This window comes from Nostoc sp. ChiQUE02 (assembly GCF_034531305.2).
In the GTDB taxonomy this organism is placed as follows: Bacteria; Cyanobacteriota; Cyanobacteriia; order Cyanobacteriales; family Nostocaceae; genus Nostoc.
The window spans coordinates 1-18,493 of record NZ_JAVRBN020000043.1; the positions used below are offsets into that span (position 1 = coordinate 1).

The window sequence follows — 18,493 nt, forward strand, 5'->3', positions numbered from 1 at the left end:
TGAGGGTGAGGCACTTGCTTTATGCAGGTGTTCCCGTCCACCGCAGTGGCTCACCTTTTTACTTTTGACTTCATCTTGGGGAACAGGGAGCAGGGGGAGAAAGAAAAATCTTATCTGAGTAAATTTGGATAATTTATTTTCTGGAAGTCCCTTACAGCCGCGACATGGAACGTTAAGCAGATACACTCAGCACACGCCTAATTGTTGCTAATGGCTACGCTGCTGATGGTTTACGTAACTTAATGGTGACACTAGAAAAACAGCAAAAAAATGCTCATCCTAGTTGGTTATCTTCGCACCCAGGCGGTGGTGAGCGAGTTAGTGATTTAGAAACCCTCATTACCCGTAGTAGCTACAATCGTTATGCCTACGAAAGAGTGGGGCGTCATACAGAAATTCAAGCACGGGTGAAAAAGCTACTTGAAGAGAAAAAAGCAAGAAAGGAAAAAAATAGCGTTTTTGCTGAATCAAAAGCCAGAATTATTCGTCACTTAAACTATCAGTTCCCTACTTATTTATACTGGAGGATGATTTATGTCATCACAACTGCTTCGATTGATATCTTTGGGCAGTCTTGGCTTATCTTTGTGCCTGGGCAATTCCGCAGCAATGGCACAATATGATTCTACTAGCGATGGTGTAGTCGTACCAACAGTACCATCAGGCGGCACATCAGCACCTGTTCCAATAGACACATCGACAGGTATACCACCTTCACCCTCAGCTGATGGTACAACTCGGTTTACCTGTCAAACTTACAATGGACAGTACACTGTCATGTATCAGCCACAAAGTCAACCAGGACAATTCTTTCCTTGGGCAGCACCTGCGGCTTTGGGCGGTGGTTGGGACGCACAAAAGCGTTGTGCAGCAATTGCCAGTCGTTTAGAACTTTATCGCCCAGATGGCTTACAAGAACTTCAGACATCCGTAGAAAATAACGAAAATATTGTTTGTGTGACAACTGAAGTTAACCCAACGTGTAGAATTGTGTTGACAGTACCGCGTGGGAAAGATGCCGTTCTTGTCCGCAATAGCATTTTTCAGAACTTGACTACTGCTGACAGCGGACAACAAACTATAGCCGTTAATACTTATGGCGATCGCAGTAGTGGAGGCAACGAATTATATAATTTAGGACGCACACTTCTGGGTAGTGGTAATAATCGGGTTAGTTCATCTAGAAATGGGATTAATCTGAAACCTTTCCTTGATCGCCAAGATGGCGGTACTGGAAACAATTTGCGGAGTGGTGTAGCAATTCGTCGTCAGTCTCAGCCTAACGGTGCTCGTCTAAGTCCTGGTAAGTTCCGGTAAGCAAGAGTGGCTTTTAATACTAAATCACTTTCAAATAAAAAATATCCAACTACTTATTGTGGGGCGGGCATCTTGTCCGCCTTTTTTTATGGGCGAGATGCTATTACTAACAAAGTGTATATCTGAGCGCAACTTACTACCAAATATTTGTTGTTTTAACCTTTTGCTAGCTGTTTCTTAAACTTACCGGGATAGGTTGAAGTTGAGGAATACGAATTAATACTAGTAAATTACTTAGCTATTTTGTGCTATGTAGTTTATTTTTTCATGCTGATATTGTCTTGTGTTCGCCCAAATGGTGAAGTAAGTTTTTGCATCCATCCTTTTGTGGTTATGGGAGGCGATCGCCCTGCCAATGAGTGTAATTGCTCTGGTAGGTTTAGCGATCGCTTTTGGACTGGTTACGAAGTGGTGAATAACTTTGGATAATTACCAAGGGCGATCGCACTTAATACACAAGCAATTGCAGTTCATCTAGTAAGAATTGCACTTAATACAATCCGCAATGAATTTTAACTTCTCTGAGTTTTAAGACTGTTGCTGATTGCTCAAAAAAACTATCTATTTAATTTACTGGGGTTTCAGTATGGCTGTTAGTTTCAACGGTTCCTATTCTCAAGACTTTGATGGTCTTACCACAAGTACTTCTACTACTCCTTGGAGTAATGATACTACATTAACTGGTTGGTCTCTTTTCAGTCAGCCTGTTCCTGGTACTGCTATCACGACTTACGTAGCAAACAATGGAAGTAGTAATACTGGTAGTTTTTACAGCTATGGTTCAACAGGCTCGACTGATAGAGCTTTAGGGGGGCTTGGTTCTGGAGGAGCCTACTTTGGTAGTCCCGCATCAGGAGCCGTTGCAGGATGGATTGCCTTTTCTGCCATAAATACCACCGGCTCAACCATTAACAGCCTAAATGTTGCTTTTAATGGTGAACAATGGCGCAATAATGGAAATACTACTGCCCAGTCAATGGTTCTACAGTACGGATTTGGTACATCCTTTACTACAGTTCCTAATTGGACTACCCCTGGTGGAAACTTTAATTGGACTTCTCCTGTGGCAACTGCAACTGCTGCTGCGGTTGATGGTAACGGATCTGGTCGAGTAACTAATCTGGGTGGCACACTCAATACTTTAAACTGGGCAAATAACGATACACTCTGGTTTCGTTGGATTGAAAATAATGATACTGGAAACGATCATGGTCTAGCGATCGATGATTTTTCTTTGTCAGCATCTGTAACCCCAACTGTCACGATCACAGCCCAAGATGCCAACGCAGCCGAAACTGGCACTGACCCTGGCACCTTCCGAATCTCTCGCACAGGCAGTACCACCAATGCCCTGACGGTAAATTACAATTTTGCAACGGGTTCTGCTACAAGCGCAGATTACACACCAACCCTAACAGGCACAGCAACGATCGCTGCCGGGCAATCCTTTGTGGATATCACCATTACACCTGTGGATGATACGACAATTGAAGGAACTGAAACCGTTACTCTGAATCTGAATAGCACCGCTAACTATACTCTGGGTACTGCTACTACTGCTACAGTGGCGATCGCTGACAACGATACGCCTGTAACTTCCATCGATCTCTCCACCTATGTCCGCATCGGACGTTACGATCTACCCGAACCTACGCGAACCAATCCGCCAACCAACAGCTTGCTGGCTCAAGAAGTCTCGGCAGTTACCTACAACAAGGATACCGACACGCTGTTCGTTGTCGGCGATGGCGGCAGAGCGATCGTGCAAGTATCGAAGACGGGACAATTAATCGACTCAATGACGTTAGGTCTTGGCAACAGTCCTCAAGGAACGGAATTTTACGATACAGAAGGGCTTACGTATGTTGGTGACGGCAAGTTTGTCTTGATTGAGGAGCGAGACAGGCAGGCTAATTTGTTTACCTATGCCCCAGGAACCACCCTTACCAGAAGCGATGTCCAGACTGTAAAGCTCGGTACGACGGTCGGAAATATTGGGATTGAAGGTATCTCCTATGACCCACAGACTGGTGGCTTCATCGCAGTTAAGGAGATTACACCCGAAGGAATTTTTCAAACAAACATCGATTTTGCTGCGGGAACTGCCAGCAACGGTTCGGCCACCACAGTCAACTCTACCAACCTTTTCGATCCAGCTTTAGCTGGGCTTGCAGACTTCGCGGATGTTTTCGCATTGTCGAATCTATCGTCCTTGAACGGGCAACCCGACTCAAGCCGCCTGCTGATTTTGAGCCAAGAATCGGGCAAGATCGTCAACATTGATCGCACTGGGAATATCTCTAGCTCATTAACCATCGTCTCCGATACGGGTAATCCTTTGTCGGTTGTGGATCAGGGGAATGAAGGAATCACGGTAGACAAGGATGGATTGATTTATGTCGTTAACGAGAATGGCGGAGGTGATATCGATCACCCTCAACTTTGGGTCTATGCACCATCCTCATTTACCTATGCTAATCAAGCTCCTGTAGCCGTCAGCCTTGCAAATACCGTCACCAGCTTGTCTGAAAGCACCAGTACTGCAACTCCCTTTAAAGTCGCCAACATTATCGTCAGTGATGACGCTCTGGGAACAAATACTCTCAGCTTGACTGGTGCAGATGCCAATTCCTTTGAGATTACGGGCAATGCTTTGTTCCTCAAAGCGGGAACCATGCTAGATTTTGAAACTAAGACCAGCTACAACGTCAGCGTCAATGTAAATGACACCACCGTTGGCAATAACCCAGACGCAACTACGGCATTTACCTTATCAGTCACCGATGTGAATGAGAATCCCACCACCAGCAGTATCTTCATCACTGAAGTAGCTCCTTGGAGTAGTGGCAATTCGCCCGTCGGCGCAGACTGGTTTGAGCTTACCAACAAGGGTTCGAGCGCCGTGGATATCACAGGCTGGAAAATTGACGACAACTCGAATAGTTTCGCAGCGTCTGTCGCCTTGAACGGGATCACCAGCATCGGCGCAGGTGAATCGGTGATCTTCCTCGAAGGAGCTACCGTCAATCCTACTTTCCTATCCAACTGGTTCGGTGCGAACCCACCAGCTAGCTTGAAGATCGGCAACTACTCTGGTTCGGGCGTGGGCTTGGGTACGAGTGGTGATGCCGTGAATATCTATAATTCCACTGGTGCTTTACAGGCTAATGTTGTCTTTGGAGCATCTCCAGCCGCAGCCCCATTTGCCACCTTCGACAATGCCGCCTTGTTAAACAATGCCACGATCGCAACGTTGAGCGCTGTGGGAGTCAACGGTGCATTCGTAGCTGTAAATTCAAGCACGGAAATCGGCTCTCCAGGGACTATTGTTTCGTCTCTACCCACGATCGCGATCGCAGCCCAAGATGCCAACGCAGCCGAAACTGGCACTGACCCTGGCACCTTCCGGATCTCTCGCACAGGCAGTACCACCAACGCCCTGACGGTAAATTACAATGTTGCCACGGGTCTTGGACAAGCCATAAGCGCAGATTATACACCAACCCTAACAGGCACAGCAACGATCGCTGCCGGACAATCCTTTGTGGATATCACCATTACACCTGTGGATGATCCGACAATTGAAGGTACTGAAACCGTCACTCTGACTCTAAATAGCACCGCCAACTATACTCTGGGTACTGCTACTACTGCAACAGTGGCGATCGCTGATGATGACGCAGTTCGGATTCACGACATTCAAGGAGCGGGGCATATCTCACCCTTGAGAAGTCAAACCGTCAGCAATGTAGCGGGAATTGTCACGGTTAAAACAAGCAACGGTTTTTACTTGCAAGACCCCACCCCAGACAGCGACGATCGCACTTCCGAAGCAATTTTTGTCTTCACCTCATCAGCGCCAACCGTATCCGTTGGAGATTCTATATTAGTCAATGGAACAGTCACGGAGTTTCGTCCCGGTAATAATGCCAATAACCTGACGACTACAGAAATTACTAGCCCCACGATAGTCAAACTCTCCAGTGGAAATGCTTTGCCAACTGCTACGATTTTGGGTAATAGCGGCAGAACTATTCCAACGACGGTAATTGATAACGACACTACTGGTAATATTGAAACTGGAACGACCACTTTTGATCCAGCCCAGGATGGCATTGATTTCTACGAAAGCTTAGAAGGAATGCTAGTACAGGTAAATAATCCTGTGGCAGTTAGTCCGACAAATTCTTTTGGGGAGATTTGGGTACTTGCAGACAGTGGCGCTAATGCCACCGGACGTACAACCCGTGGCGGGATCGTGATTAGCCCTAACGATTTTAATCCAGAGCGTATCCAAATTGATGACACGCTGTTTACCTCTGGTAGCTCACCTAAAGTTAACGTCGGTGCTACTTTCAACACGATTACAGGTGTGGTCGATTATAACTTCAGCAACTATGAAGTTCTACCTAGCTCAGTGACTGTGACTTCAAACACACTGACCAAGGAAGTCACTAATTTAACTCCCACCGCCGACCAACTTACAGTTGCTACCTTCAACGTCGAAAACCTTGACCCCGGCGATGGTGCAACTAATTTTAACAATCTTGCCAGCCGCATTGTCAATAACCTAAAATCGCCAGATATCATTTCTCTAGAAGAAATTCAGGACAATAACGGGCCGACCAATGATAGCGTCGTTGATGCCAGCCTTACCTTCCAAACATTAATTAATGCGATCGCATCTGCTGGTGGCCCCACATATCAATATCGCCAAATTAACCCAGTAGACGATACTAATGGCGGTGAACCTGGTGGAAATATCCGGGTAGGCTTCTTGTTTAATCCCAATCGTGTCAACTTTGTAGATCGCCCTGGTGGTACTTCCACTTCCAATACCACAGTCAGCAACGTCTCTGGTGTTCCTACAGTTTCTAATAGTCCTGGTTTGATTGACCCCACCAACTCGGCCTTTACTAGCAGTCGTAAGCCGTTAGTTGGGCAATTTACTTTTAACGGTCAAACTGTGTATGTAATTGGTAACCACTTTAATTCTAAAGGTGGCGACCAACCGCTATACGGGCCAAATCAACCGCCAACCCTTAGTAGTGAAGTGCAGCGCCAGCAACAAGCTACGCTAGTGAAAAACTTTGTCGAAAGTATTTTAGCGATCGACCCCAATGCCAATGTAGTAGTAGCGGGTGACTTGAATGACTTTGAGTTTTCCAACCCTGTTAATACCCTAGAAAGCGCTGGACTGACTTCCTTAATTGAAACTTTGCCTCAAAATGAGCGTTACACCTACAACTTTGAAGGTAACGCCCAAACCCTTGACCACATTTTGGTGAGTAGTAGCTTGCTCAACAAGCTAGATGGGTATGATGTAGTTCATATCAACTCAGAGTTTGCCGATCAGGATAGCGATCATGAGCCTAGCCTAGCTCGGTTTAATATACCTGCAAACCAAGCACCGACAGCCGTAGCTGATACAGTCAATATCGCCGAAAACGCAACCACATCTAATCTCTATCTCAGCTTACTGAGCAACGACACCGACCCCAATCAGGGAGATACTAAAAATATTGTTGCTGTTAACACCACAGGCACAAAAGGGCAAGTTTCCTTTAACCAGAATACGCAAAACTTGAGTTACACAGCCTCTAATTTTGACTATCTATCCCAAGGGCAAACAGCCAGCGATAGTTTTACTTATGCGATCGCAGACAGTAAAGGTTTACAATCTACTGCGATCGTTAACGTCACCGTCACTGGTGTCAACGATGTCCCCACGCTGGTGCAACCGATTGATGACCAAATCATCTCTACCAACAAGTCGTTTTCTTTCAATGTCAGTAACAAATTTGCTGACATCGATCAAGCTGACACCCTCAGCTACAGTGCAACGGGTTTACCTACAGGCTCTAGTATCGTTGCAAACACTGGTTTGATATCCGGCACTATTTCCCAAGTCGGCATTTTTGCAGTTACAGTTACCGCTGCTGATGGCAAAGGTGGCAATGTTAGCGATACCTTTGACCTGACTGTTGCCAATAACAAAGCGACAACTGGCAACGATATCATCTTTGTCAGCGAACTTACTGGTTTGAACAAATACATAGTCAATGCTCTAGCAGGGAGCGATCGCGTAATCGGCACTAATGGCAATGAGTTAATCGACGGTGGATCAGGCAACGATTACCTTGATGGCAAGGGAAGCGCCGATGTACTCCTTGGGGGCGATGGCAATGATACAATCTTGGGTGGACTTGGCAGTGACGCACTTTCGGGGGGTAATGGCAATGACCGCCTGATTGGTTGGGGGGGTGGCACAAAGGAAATCGACCTCCTCAACGGTGAGCAGGGTGCAGATACTTACGTTTTGGGTGATGCCAGTTCAGTTTTCTATACTAAATCCGGCAACAGTGACTACGCTGATGTTATCAACTTCCAAGCAAACGATCAGATTCAGCTTAAAGGAGTTGCTAATAATTACTCACTAGGATCGGTTAGGTCGGCTGTAGGCATTTTCACCAACAATGGGACGGAATTGATTGCTGTTGTGGAAAACGGGTTAAACCGCAATACAAATTTGGCTACAGATACTCGTTTCGTCTTTGTTTAACGCAGATTCAAGCGATCGCGATCGCCCTCAAGTTTTCGCAAAGGGCGATCGTTTTAGTTACGCAGAGATATTCAAACACAGAGAGTACGAGTTTGAAATGAAGGCTTTCTCTGCAACGCCCATTCCATACTCGGCGTTGCAGAGAAAGCGGGATGATTTAGCAACTTCCAAAATCCCTGCCTACTCCTAATTTTCCAAGCAGTCTCATATCTGGAATCTTTCTCAGAATTAAACATGGTAACTACTAATACAATTCGCTTTTCACAGTTCAATGCTTCTTTGAATCGTAACGCTGAAGGTCAGTTAGTAAGTGATTTATCTACCCCTAACAATGCTCAGGCAAAGGCGGTTGCGGAAATCATCCAGCGTAATAACCCGGATGTACTGCTGATCAATGAGTTTGATTACTCCCCAGAGGCAGTTCAACTATTCCGGAAAAATTATCTAACCGTTAGCCAGAATGGTGCAACTCCTATTGATTACCCTTATTTTTACATCGCTCCTTCCAATACTGGTATTGCCTCTGGCTTTGACTTGAACAACAACGGCACAGCAGTTACAACCCCAGGCGCAGCCGGATACGGCGATGATACCTTCGGATTCGGTAATTTTGGTGGTCAATACGGAATGTTGCTGCTGTCTAAATATCCCATCGATACTGCCAACATTCGCACCTTCCAAAACTTCCTCTGGAAGGATATGCCAAATGCCTTGCTTCCAGATGATCCCACAACACCACAGCCAAATGATTGGTATTCTGACGAGGAACTGGCAGTTCTACGCCTTTCATCCAAGAGTAATTGGGATGTACCCATCCAAGTGAATGGAAAGACAATTCATGTCCTCGCCAGCCACCCTACACCCCCAACCTTTGATGGCGCAGAAGATCGCAACGGTAAGCGCAACCACGACGAGATCCGCTTTTGGGCAGACTACATTACCCCTGGTAAAGCTAATTACATTTATGATGATGAGGGTAAAACTGGCGGTATTGCTTCTGCATCAAGCTTTGTGATTGTAGGCGATCAAAATGCAGACCCGTTGGATGGTGATAGTTTTGACAATGCTATTCGCCAACTGTTGCAAAATCCCAATATCAATACTAATGTCATTCCTAGCAGTCTGGGTGGTCTCCAACAAGCAGACTTACAAGCTGGTGCAAACGCTAGCCAAAAGGGTAATCCTAGCTTTGATACCGCAGACTTTGCTGATAATGCTCCCGGAAACCTGCGGACTGACTATGTGCTACCCTCTGCTGACCTGACAATTGCCAACTCAGGAGTATTTTGGCCTCTAAATACCGATTCAACGTTTCCCTTGGTAGGTACTTTTCCCTTTCCCAGTTCTGACCATCACTTGGTGTTTGCAGATGTGCAAACACCAAGTGAACCAGGTAAAACCATCCCCAATGTAGGATTTGTGGGACAAACTACCTTCGCTACTAGCTTTATTCCTGCTGGCGCGGCAGGAACTGTGAATAGCACACCGACTCCACTAGGGGGGCTATCTGGTGTTACCTACGATGCTGTTAACAACCGCTACTACGCTATCTCAGACGATCGCTCCCAATTTGGCCCTGCCCGCTTCTATACTTTCACTGCCGATTCCGGAGTGACTTTTACAAATGTTACACCCCTAAAAGATAGCACTGGCAACTTTTTTGCACTCAATAGCCTTGACCCAGAAGGTATTGCTTTAACCAACAATGGCACAGTCTTCATCTCTTCTGAAGGTGAAGTTAATCCTGGGGCTGGTCGTGTTACCAATCCGTTTATTAAAGAGTTTTCGTTAGCCACAGGGCAAGAAGTGCGATCGCTACTTGTCCCCAGCAAATTCTTACCAGTAGTTGAAGATACCAACAAAAATAGTATTGTCGATGCAGGTGACATGCAGACATCAGGTGTTTACAATAACTTAGCCTTTGAAAACCTCACCATCACACCCGACCAAAAAACCTTATTCACAGCTACTGAAAACGCACTGTCCCAAGATGGATTAAAAGCTTCACTCACCAGTGGCAGCCGTTCCCGAATCCTGCAATACAATCTGATTAGTGGACAACCAGAAAAAGAATACCTCTATATCACCGATGCAATCGCCCAAGCACCCAACCCTAGCACAGGCTCCGGTGACAATGGTTTGACAGATTTACTCGCGATCGACAACCGAGGAACCTTACTGGCCTTGGAACGCTCTTTTTCTGCGGGTGTAGGCAACACCATCAAAATCTACGAAGTTTCCTTGCAAGGATCAACAGACATTAGCTTCTACGATTCTCTCAATAATTTGAGTGCTGAACAACTAGCAGCGATCAAACCCGCTCAAAAGCGTTTACTGTTGAATTTAAATGATCTGGATCTACCTACAGATAACATCGAAGGCATCACCTTTGGTCCCAAACTAGCAGATGGTCGCCAGTCGATTGTGCTAGTAAGTGATAACAACTTCAACCAAAGCCAATTTACCCAAATCCTCACTTTGGATGCAGACTTAGTTCCAACTGCTGTACCCACAGTAGAAACCCGTCCCGATTTGTTGGATGATGAAACACTGCCAGTAGATCAACGTGCTGATGCTGATGATCCTGCCATTTATGTTAATGCCACCAACTCTGCCGACAGCCTAGTATTAACCTCAGTGAAAAATGGCGGACTGCGGGTTTATGACTTGTCTGGTAATTTATTGGAAACAGTTAATCCCGGTGGTATTCGCTACAACAATATTGATCTGCAATACGGTTTTAAATTAGGCAATCAATCGGTTGATATTGCCGTAGCTAGCGATCGCGGCAATGATAAACTAGCAATCTTCAAAATTAACCCCAATCCTGGCGCTAACGGTAATTACCTGCAAGACATCACCGATAGCAGTATCGGGACTCTCTTCCAAGCAGCACCTTTTGCAGAACCTTATTCCTCCTCTTCTCGGAGTGCTTACGGACTTACTTTATACCGTAGCCCCATCACCAATGATTATTACGTCTTTACCAGTCGCCGAGAAACCGGAGATATCGCTCAGTTTAAACTTATTGACAAAGGTAATGGCAAAATTGGGGCTGAACGGGTGCGGGAGTTCACCATCCCAACAATTGAGGGTCGCGATCCCCAAACCGAGGGTATGGTGGTAGATCAAGAAACTGGCTTCCTCTACATTGGACAGGAAGATGTTGGTATCTGGAAGTTTCAAGCAGAACCAAATGGTGGCACAACTGGCAAGCTAATTGATAAAGTCAAAGATTTGGGCGGTACTCACCTCACCAATGACGTAGAAGGACTGACCATTTATTACGGTAAAAATGGCACAGGCTACTTACTAGCCTCCAGCCAAGGCGACAACACCTTTGTTGCCTACACTCGTGAAGGGAACAACGAATATGTGGGTAACTTTGCGGTTGGTAACAATGGGCCAATTGACAGTGTACAAGAGTCAGACGGTGCAGATGTTATTAACGTACCATTGGGGACTAACTTCCCATTTGGTTTATTTGTCACCCAAGATGGCTCCAATGAACCTGCCAAAATAGTTAGTGATGGAGATGAAGAAGAAAACATCAGTTCTAACTTCAAGCTGGTACCTTGGGAAAATATTGCCAATGCCTTCCCCAATTCTCTAACTATTGACACCACTAGTTACGATCCCCGTAATCCTGTTGCTCAACCCAAGCTAACTATCTATGAATTTGAAGACCTACCCAAGTTAGGTACGACCTCTAAAGGCCAAGATATTTTCTTAGGCGGTTTCTCTGGGTTGTATTTTCAAGGATTTGCAGCAAATGGCAATCTGAAGTTTGTCACTCACACTGACCGAGGCCCCAATGGAGAACCTGATGGTGTAAATAGACCATTTTTATTACCCAACTTCCAACCAGAAATAGTCAGCTTTGAACTCAACCGCACTACAGGCGAAATCAGCATTACCAAAAGAACGGGACTATTCCGCCAAGATGGGACGACGCCATTAACTGGGCTGCCTAATTCGCAAGGTGTAGCAAACGGTTTGGCTTACACAGATGAAATTGCCATTGACTTGGACAACAAGATCCTAGCTAACGATCCTTTGGGTGCTGACTTAGAGGGGATTGTAATTGCGAAAAATGGAGATTACTGGATGGTAGATGAATACCGTCCAGCAATTTACCACTTTGATGTTAATGGTAAACTGATTGACCGCTTTATCCCCAAAGGAACTGCTACTGCACCCGACCCAGATCAACCAGCGGGAACTTTTGGCACTGAGATATTGCCAGCGGTTTATGCCCAACGCCGCAATAACCGAGGATTTGAAGCTGTAGCCCTAGAAGGTAATAAATTATATGCCTTTGTTCAGAGTCCAATTGATAATCCAGATGTCGCCAATGATGCGACTTCCAAGAGTTCTCTCAACCTACGAATTCTAGAGTTTGATATCGTCACCAAGAAGGTAACAGGAGAGTATTTATATCGCCTAGAAGGTTTACCGGGAACCGATAAAATTGGTGATGCAGTCTCCTTGGGTAACGGCAAATTTGCGGTAGTTGAGCGAGACGACAATGCTACATCTGCTGGCAATAAACTGATTTATAAAATTGATTTAGCCAAGGCGACCAACATCAATAACCCTGCTAACTTTATCTTGCCAGCCAATAAAACTATTGAACAACTTACTTCTGCGGAGTTAGCTGCTGCTAATATTGCCCCTGTCACCAAAAGCCTAATCGCTAATGCTGCTCAGTTGGGTTACACCGGGGTGGAAAAATTAGAAGGACTGGCACTGGTAGCACCCAACACTCTAGCCTTGATTAACGACAACGACTTCAACGTTACGGGTAATACGGCTGCTGAAAAACTCGGCATTCTCGAACTCCCCAAAAACCTGACAACTATACAGCCTACTTTCCCAAACGGTTTTGGTTCTAGCAACAGCGATACTGTCAATCTTCAGCCAGGACAATTCTTTTTTGCAGGTGACGGGGCAGACTTTGTAGAGGGTACAAAAGGTAACACAATCGAGGCTGGGAACGGTGATGACACAGTGCTTGCAGGCAGTGACTCCTCAGTATCCGGGAATAACGGTGACGATCAGATATTTATTGGTCAAAATGGCCCAGTTAAAAATACCAGTGCCGATGGTGGCAATGGTGATGATGTTATTACCATAGTAGAAGCCAGTGGTAGTAATAATTTGTTTGGGGCAGCAGGTGATGATACTCTCACAGTAATTGAAGGTTCTGGTCAATTGTTATTTGGTGGCTCAGGAAATGACAGTCTCACCAGTAACGGCAGCAATAACCGTCTATATGGTGGTTCCGGTGATGACATCTTGTTCTCGAATGACAATGACTGGTTGTTTGGTGGCGATGGTGATGATATCTTATTTGCTGCTCAGAAGGGTGACAATCGCCTCAATGGCGGTACTGGTGCTGACCAATTCTGGATTGCTAATAGCAGTCTGCCAACTAGCAAGAACATCGTCACTGACTTTAAAGTTGGGATTGACAAAATCGGACTTGGCGGTATTGTTGCCACTCAATTTAGCGCTTTAACCCTATTGCAACAGGGTAATGACACCTTAGTGAAAATCGGAAATACAGAGTTGGCTTCATTGGTTGGAATTAAATCAACTAGCCTCACAGCAAATAATTTTGTTTTCTCTGCTAGTGTCGTGGTTTAATTTGTTCGCCTAGTTTCTCGTAAAGAAGATACAGCCGTTTGTAATTGCGTACTAAAAAGGTTTTTGGTAGGGGCGTATAGCTGTACATTGGTGTCAACTTAAGAAGATAAAGCCCAAATTTGTTGGGTGTAAGCGTCAATCTCTCGATGGCGCTTACGCCTGGTTTTGATTAATCCAAACAGCTTTTGATGTTCGACAAGATAAGGAACAGCCTCAGATGCATCACCACGGAGAACAGCTTGTGAAAAATGGTATAAAGCACAAAATACCATTTCTGTAGAAATTCGGTCTAAAGGTTGGTTGAGAGCGATCGCTACATCGATACACAATTGGTTAAGAACAGCATAAAAAATCCAAGTAGCCAGAATTTGGATTTGTACGCCATTTGTATCGCCTACCCAGATATAAGCTAAACCTAAAAGCCTTTTTGTGAGCAGAAAAGCATCTTCCACACGCCAACGCCTGCGGTATAGTTCACAGACTTGTTGTGCAGATAAAATTTGCGGGTCGAGTAATCTGACGATAAACTAAACTCACAACAATCGCGATCATTACTGGCAATGTTAATATTCGCGATGCCTGCGGCGGGCTGCGCCTACGCAATTTTTTCTTGTCTTTGCCTTCACACAACTTGAGTGGCTTGAAGTTGCCTGGTGAGAGCAATGAATATAGTTGTTTGTCGATTTCCTCTATCGGCAGTGCTGGTAGATGCTTTTGCTGCCGCAGATCCGGGTTTCCTTTTCGCGCTGGACATTTTGTACTCATGATGTATCACTAAGAACATCTTGATTGATGTTCTTAGTGATACATCTTATGGTTACTTCTTGCTTAAGTTGACACCAATGATAGCTGTACGCCCCTACAGTCGATTTATTTGTTGCAAAGATTTTTGCAAATGGCTAATGCCATTGCGAGTGAGAGGAAATTTTATGCGATCGCTAGCCAATTTCAACTGCAAAAATTCAACTTTTATTTTTTAAAACATTTCAAAAATAGTTTGCAGACTAAAGCATAAATATTTAAAATATATTTTTTAAAATTGAGCTTTATATATTTTAATAAATATTACTTTTTATCTAAGTGGATTTTAATCGTTTCTTTCGTTTAATTTATTCTTTTCTTAATCTTCTAATGAAAACATCTTTAAGGCTAGCTAAGTTCTCTTGTAACTACTATCAAAAAACTTAGAGGATTTTTTAAAAGTATGTATGAAATACCAAAAACCTCAGAACCTAACCCTCTAGACCTCATATCCTTATAGGGAATGAGGTTTTCAAAGCCTCTTTCATTGCATTAGAGATATTTTAAGAGGTTTTTAGTATACATCATTTTGACTTTTAAAACATCCTCTTAAACTTAGAATGAAAGTGTTATACACCCTTAGCCACTAACACAGATTAGTAGTTGACATAGCATTATCATTACTCAATCTTTCGATAACTCTGGGAAAATACGTTTTTTGTAAATGTATTCTCGGTGTTAATGGTGAAATCGGACTTAACGGACTTATTCCAACTATATGCTTGTGACCCTGAACTTTACCCGTAGCTCCGATTTTTAGCGTAAAAAAAACAATTGTTTGTTTCGTACAACTAATGCAATTAGAGAACTTGTATAGCTGGCGATAAAGCGAAAATCAAATATCCAAAAAACATTCTGATTATGGCAATTGAATTAGTAGGTTTTGCTTCATTACCCGCTGATACCTATGGTGATGGGCCAGCTTCTGGTAAGGAAATTTCCGCCAACGGCAGAACGGGACCTTTCCCAGGACAGCCAATACAGGGCTTCAGTGGTGTCCAATTTGCTAACAGTAACTCTTTCTACTTCCTGTCAGACAATGGTTACGGTAGCAAAGACAATAGTGAAGACTTTCTATTGCGGATCAATCGTCTAGACCCGAATTTTAAGGGAACAGAAAATGGAGACGGCAGCGTTAAAGTTTTAGACTACATTCAACTGTCTGACCCTAACCACAAAGTTCCTTTTGGAATTGTTAACGAAGGAACTAATGACAGATTACTAACTGGTGCAGACTTTGATGTAGAGTCATTCGTCTTTGATAAAGACGGTACAATTTGGATTGGAGACGAGTTTGGCCCTTACCTGCTGCATTTTGATGCCACTGGTAAGTTATTAGAGGCTCCCATTGCTACACCTGACCATTTCAAAACTTTAGATGGAGAAGCACCTAAAGTTATAGGTCACAGAGGTGCAAGTGGCTATCGTCCAGAACACACCTTAGAGTCTTATAAGCAAGCAATTGAGCGAGGTGCTGACTTTATTGAGCCTGACTTAGTTGTGACAAAAGATGGTGTACTAATTGCTCGCCATGAGCCTGCTTTAGCAGTTTTGAACGCTGATGGCACTGTCAATTTCAACAATACAACCACAGATGTTTACAAACATCCAGAGTTTGCCGATCGCAAAAAAACAGTAAGCTTAGATGGAAACACAATCACAGGTTGGTTTGCTGAAGACTTCACTTTAGCTGAAATCAAGACTTTACGGGCAGAAGAGCGTCTACCTTTCCGCGACCACTCCTTTGACGATCAATTTGAAATTCCTACCCTCACGGAAATCATCAATTTGGTTAAGCAAGTAGAAGCCGAGACAGGTAAAAAGATTGGCATCTACCCTGAAACTAAACATCCAACCTATTTGGCCGATGAAGCCACTTATGTAGGCACTACGGACAAAGTTAACAGAAACATCAGTCAGTTATTAATTGATACCCTCAAGGCAAATAACTTCACTGACCCCAGTCGTATCTTTATCCAGTCCTTTGAAGTGAGTAACCTCAAAGAACTGCATGATGTTATCATGCCTGCGGCGGGAGTGGATATTCCACTAGTCCAATTGCTAGATGCAAAAGACATTGATATTAACGGTAAGATCATAGAAAGTCAGCCTTATGACTTAAAGGTGAGTGGTGATACTCGCACTTATGGCGACTTGCGGACTCCAGAAGGTTTGGCTGAGATTGCCACCTATGCTGATGGCATTGGCCCTTGGAAGCGGATGATTGTTAGCGTCAAAGGTACTGATGCGAATGGCGATGGCAAAGCCGATGATGTCAATGGAGATGGAGCAGTCAATGATGCTGATAAGACTACATTACCTCCCTCTACCTTAATTCAAGATGCTCACAATGCAGGGTTGCAGGTTCATCCTTACACCTTCCGGGCGGAAGATCAATACTTAGCAGCAGATTACAAAGGTAAGCTAGCACTAGAAATTCAGCAGTTCTATCAATTAGGCGTAGATGCGCTATTTACAGATTTTCCAGATATTGGGGATCAAGTACGGGATCAACTCAAAGATGATCCCGAGTATAATGTAGTGCGATCGCCACAAAATCCTGATGTCCTTTCAGGAGATGCCTTTGCTAACTTGGGTGGCTCGAAAGGTTTTGAAGGTGGAGCAATCAACGCCAGCAAAACCAAGCTTTATTTCCTACTAGAAGGTACGGTTCAAGGTGATACTCCCGCTGCTTTGCGGATTAACGAATTCGATTTAGCCAGCCACGAGTACACTGACAAAAAGCTTTACTACAGATTGGATAATCCGTCAAATGCGATCGGGGATTTGGCAGTCATTAATGACAATGAGTACCTAGTCATTGAACGGGATAACAATCAAGGTTCTGCGGCTAAATTTAAGAGAATCTACAAAATAGACTTGTCTAAGACAGATTCTAATGGCTATGTAGCTAAAGAAGAAGTTGCAGACTTGTTAAACATCCAAGACCCCAACGACCTGAATGGGGACGGTAAGACCACCTTCGACTTCCCATTCCAAACCATTGAAAATGTTCTAGTTGTTGACAAAAACACCATTTTGGTAGCTAATGACAACAACTATCCCTTCTCAACAGGTCGTCCGGGGAAGGATCCTCAAAATCCAGTCATAGACAACAATGAGATTCTAGAACTGAAGTTAGAGAAGCCTCTTAACCTTGCTCCCGGTTTAGGTCAACCTCAAGCTGAAGAAATTAATTTTGGCTCCACTACCAGCGATGATATTACCGTTCAGCCAAATCAAACCCTATTTACAGGTGACGGAGCAGACTTTGTAGAAGCTACTACGGGTAACACAATCCAGACTGGAAACGGTGAAGACACGGTGCTGGTTGGCAGTAACTCTTCAGTATCCGCAGGGGATGGTGATGATAATATCTTTGTTGGTCAAAATGGCCCTGCTAAAAACACTAGTGCCGATGGTGGCAATGGTGATGACCAACTTACAGTAGTCGAAGCTAATGGTAGTAATAATTTGTTTGGAGGCGCAGGTACTGATACTCTCACAATAGTTGAAGGTTCGCATCAATCATTATTTGGTGGCTCAGGCAATGACACCCTCAAGAGTGAAGGTAGCAATAACCGTCTCTATGGTGGTTCTGGGGATGATAAACTTTTCTCCAGTGTCAATGATTCGCTGTTTGGTGGCGATGGTGATGATGTGCTATTTGCTGGTCAACAGGGCGGTAATCGCTTGAGTGGTGCTGCTGGTACTAACCAATTCTGGATTGCTAACGCCAGTCTGCCAACTAGCAAGAACATTGTGACTGATTTTACAATCGGCATTGATAAAATCGGGCTGGGTGGTATTGGTGTTACTCAATTTAGTGCCTTAACACTGTTGCAACAGGGTAGTGATACTATCGTGAAAACCGGAAATACAGAGTTGGCCTCGTTGCTGGGCATTACATCAACCAGCCTGACTGCAAATGAGTTCGTTTTCTCTGCTAGCGTCCTGGCTTAGTCCATTCACCTAGTACAGCACGGCTGAAATAACTATCCAGTTGAAACAGCGGTTATCAATTACGTAGACTACAGCAAATAGTTCCTTATTCTGGGGTGAGCATTGTAATGCTCACCCTATTGTCGTTTCGTTGGTCATATCCTGCTACCTGCGAAGGAAGAGTTTTTATTGCTTATACCAATTCTTTCTGAAGCTGCACAA

At 44.4% G+C, this 18,493-nt stretch carries 8 protein-coding genes and 2 pseudogenes; 7 read left to right on the forward strand and 3 right to left on the reverse strand.

What is annotated here, in order from left to right:
• A partial coding sequence (locus RM347_RS29055; protein WP_428850631.1) for a hypothetical protein occupies nt 1-186 on the reverse strand: 186 nt, incomplete at its 3' end.
• On the opposite strand from RM347_RS29055, the pseudogene RM347_RS29060 reads away from it, so the two are divergent.
• The 6 genes and pseudogenes from RM347_RS29060 to RM347_RS29085 form a co-directional block, all read left to right on the forward strand.
• Nucleotides 153-449, forward strand: a pseudogene (locus tag RM347_RS29060) (M48 family metalloprotease); the annotation flags it as partial. The gene RM347_RS29055 and the pseudogene RM347_RS29060 overlap by 34 nt on opposite strands.
• 85 nt (nt 450-534) lie before the next feature.
• Nucleotides 535-1,317: a COP23 domain-containing protein gene (locus RM347_RS29065; protein ID WP_322718801.1), complete on the forward strand. Its 783-nt coding sequence runs from the start codon at nt 535-537 to the stop codon at nt 1,315-1,317.
• Nucleotides 1,318-1,584: 267 nt separating this feature from the next.
• Nucleotides 1,585-1,746, forward strand: a complete 162-nt coding sequence (locus RM347_RS29070; RefSeq protein ID WP_322718800.1) for a hypothetical protein — start codon at nt 1,585-1,587, stop codon at nt 1,744-1,746.
• Nucleotides 1,747-1,903: 157 nt separating this feature from the next.
• Entirely contained in the window at nt 1,904-7,879 is a 5,976-nt protein-coding gene (locus RM347_RS29075; RefSeq protein WP_322718799.1) for an SdiA-regulated domain-containing protein, read from the forward strand.
• Nucleotides 7,872-8,069 (forward strand): hypothetical protein, encoded by a 198-nt coding sequence (locus RM347_RS29080; RefSeq protein WP_322718798.1) that lies wholly within the window; start codon nt 7,872-7,874, stop codon nt 8,067-8,069. The genes RM347_RS29075 and RM347_RS29080 overlap by 8 nt, the downstream gene beginning before the upstream one ends.
• Before the next feature lie 44 nt (nt 8,070-8,113).
• Nucleotides 8,114-13,528, forward strand: a complete 5,415-nt coding sequence (locus tag RM347_RS29085; protein WP_322718797.1) for a phytase — start codon at nt 8,114-8,116, stop codon at nt 13,526-13,528.
• 98 nt (nt 13,529-13,626) lie between these two features.
• Here the strand turns inward: RM347_RS29085 and RM347_RS29090 are convergent.
• Both RM347_RS29090 and RM347_RS29095 read right to left on the reverse strand, forming a co-directional pair.
• Nucleotides 13,627-14,043: pseudogene (locus RM347_RS29090) on the reverse strand (IS4 family transposase); the annotation flags it as partial.
• The gene (locus tag RM347_RS29095) at nt 14,003-14,293 is read right to left on the reverse strand and encodes a hypothetical protein (protein ID WP_416211901.1); all 291 of its coding nucleotides are present in this window, start codon (nt 14,291-14,293) and stop codon (nt 14,003-14,005) included. The gene RM347_RS29095 and the pseudogene RM347_RS29090, both read right to left, overlap by 41 nt.
• 891 nt (nt 14,294-15,184) lie before the next feature.
• On the opposite strand from RM347_RS29095, the gene RM347_RS29100 reads away from it, so the two are divergent.
• On the forward strand, nt 15,185-18,292 hold the full coding sequence (locus RM347_RS29100; protein WP_428850630.1) for an esterase-like activity of phytase family protein: 3,108 nt from the start codon (nt 15,185-15,187) through the stop codon (nt 18,290-18,292).
• Nucleotides 18,293-18,493 lie beyond the last annotated feature (201 nt).